Origin of the sequence: Streptomyces beijiangensis (assembly GCF_017315755.1) — a bacterium.
GTDB lineage: Bacteria > Actinomycetota > Actinomycetes > Streptomycetales > Streptomycetaceae > Streptomyces > Streptomyces beijiangensis.
In genome coordinates this window covers 1-2,298 of record NZ_JAFLRJ010000468.1, presented here as the reverse complement: position 1 = coordinate 2,298, position 2,298 = coordinate 1, and the positions used below count along the sequence as shown (strand labels likewise).

Sequence of the window (2,298 nt, the reverse complement as noted above, 5' to 3'; positions counted from 1 at the left end):
GCGGGTGGCGGTGTGGGTGCCACGACCGCCGTCGGGAGGTGGTGGACCCCGACCCCGCCGGGGTCGGGCGGCTGCTGCGGTACGGGCAGCCGGGTCTCGGCGGTGCCGCCCCTGGGGTTCTCGATGTCCAGTAACTGCACGGCATGGCTGCCCAGTTGGGCGACCAGCGCCGCCGGCAGCCATGGCTGCTCGGTGGTGTCGGCGCCGATCCGCTCCAGGACCGTCGCCAGGGAGGGCCGGGCGGCCGGTTCCTTCCGCAGGCATTCGGTGACCAGGTCCCGCAGCGACTCCGGGAGCCCTTCGAGGTCCGGCGGCTCCTGGGCGATACGGAACATCAGCGCGTGCACCCCGCTCTCCGAGGTGCCGAACGGCAGCCTGCCGGTGGCCGCGTACGCCAGGACCGAGCCGAGGCAGAAGATGTCGCAGGCGGGGGTCACCGGGTCGCCGCGTACCTGCTCGGGAGCCATGAAGCCGGGCGAGCCGACGAGCGCGCCGGTCCGCGTCAGGCCGCCGTCGGTCGCGGACTCCAGGGCGCGCGCGATGCCGAAGTCGATGACGCGCGGGCCGTCGATGGTGATCAGGACGTTGGACGGCTTGAGGTCGCGGTGGATGATGCCGGCCGCGTGGATGTCGTGCAGGGCGTGGGCGAGCCCGGTCGCGAGCGTACGGACCGAGCGCTCGGGCAGGGGGCCGTGGGGCCCGGACACGACGGCGTGCAGGGACGGCCCTGCGACGTACCCCGTGGCGACCCAGGGGACGGGGGCCTCGGTGTCGGCGTCCAGGACGGGCGCCGTCCATCCCCAAGCTCTCGGCTCCGCTCGAGCAGGGGAGCCCCCATCGCCGCCGACCTGTCTCGCGGCCCGCACCTCGCGGCGGAACCGGCTGCGGAACTCCTCCTGTTCGGCGAGTTCGCGGCGGACGAGCTTGACGGCCACGGTGCGGCCGCGGTCCGAGCGGGCCAGGTAGACCTGGCCCATTCCGCCTGCGCCCAGGCGGGCCAACAGGCGGTAGGCGCCGATGCGTTGCGGGTCTTCTGGGCTCAACTTCTCCATGGCCGGACCGACCTCCCCCGTACAAGCCCGTACATGCCTGATGTATAGGGAGGATAGTGCGCGGGTGCGACAGTGGGATCCTGGTCCGTCTACTGTTCCGTAACTGCGGACATGGCTTCGGACAGGCGTTCCAACACCCTTACCGTCTCCACGAATTGGGCCTCGCCCAGTTCCTGCGCGAGGCGCGCCGCCAGGTCGGCGTGGCCGGGCCCGATCTTCCGGACGGCGGCGCGGCCCTCATCGGTGGGGCGCAGGAGCTTGGCGCGGCGGTGCGCCGGATTCGGTACGTACTCGGCGAGGCCCTTCTCCGCGAGCAGGTCCGCGATGCGCTGCACGCTCTGGCGGGTGATGCCCATGGTGCGGGCGATCCCGGAGACGGGGAGCGGCTCCTGCAGTACGGCGCCGAGCACCTGCCACCAGGCGGCGGTCAGTCCGGCGGGTCTGCTCAACTCCTCGGAGACGGCGATGAACTGGCCGTTCAGTCGGAAGGTGCCGAGAGCGGTGCGGCTGAGCAGGTCCTGATCGGTGCGGGCGGTGTGGCTCATTCGGAGAGGACCTCGTAGGCACTGGCGTCGGAGTCGTGGAAGAGCCGGTACCAGGCGTCGAGCTTCTTGTCGTCGTACACGCCGAGCAGCCGGAAGACCTCGCGGGCGAAGGCGACGGGCTCGGTGGGGCCCGCGGTGACCAGGCCGCGGTCGGTGACGGCGTCGGCCTCGACATAGCGGTCGGCGCCCTTGTAGGCGGTGGCCGCGAGGTAGAAGGAGACCGCACTGGTGTGGTCGCGGTCGTCGAGCAGGCCCTCGCGGGCGAGACCGGCCGTGGCCCCGCAGATCGCGGCGACCGGGACGTCCGCGTCGAGGAAGGCGCGGGCGGTACGGGCGAAGGGCGCGAGTGCGTCGCCGGAGTCCCAGAGGTCGGCCCCGGTGAGGATCAGGAGGGCGCTGTCGGCGGGGTCCAGATCGTCGAGCGTGAGGTCGGGCTGGATGCGGAGGCCGCCGATGGTGGTGACGGGGGCGAGGGTGGGGGCGACGGTGCGGACGGTCCAGCCGTTACGGGCGAGATGGGCGGTGGTGTGGCCTGTCTCCCAGTCGGCGAAGGAGTCGTAGACGGCGAGGTGTACGGGTTTGCGGGGCGCGGGCATGAGGGCCTCCGGTGGGGGCGGGACGTGCCTATGACAGCAGGCTGTCACTAGGGCAGCATGCTGTCAATGGACCCCCGCCTCGCGGACCCCCGCCCTGGGGCTCCG

The 2,298-nt window shown here is 72.4% G+C and carries 3 protein-coding genes; all 3 read right to left on the bottom strand.

The features are described 5' to 3' along the window. Positions 1 to 1,052 (bottom strand): serine/threonine-protein kinase (locus J0695_RS34780; protein ID WP_206968766.1); only part of this gene is annotated, 1,052 nt, incomplete at its 3' end. Positions 1,053 to 1,141: 89 nt separating this feature from the next. Beyond that, a complete protein-coding gene (locus tag J0695_RS34775; protein WP_206968765.1) occupies positions 1,142 to 1,597 on the bottom strand; it encodes a MarR family winged helix-turn-helix transcriptional regulator in 456 nt (151 codons plus the stop codon). Then, positions 1,594 to 2,193, bottom strand: coding sequence for a type 1 glutamine amidotransferase family protein (locus J0695_RS34770; RefSeq protein WP_206968764.1), 600 nt, complete (start codon positions 2,191 to 2,193; stop codon positions 1,594 to 1,596). Before J0695_RS34770 ends, J0695_RS34775 begins: the two co-directional genes overlap by 4 nt. Positions 2,194 to 2,298 lie beyond the last annotated feature (105 nt).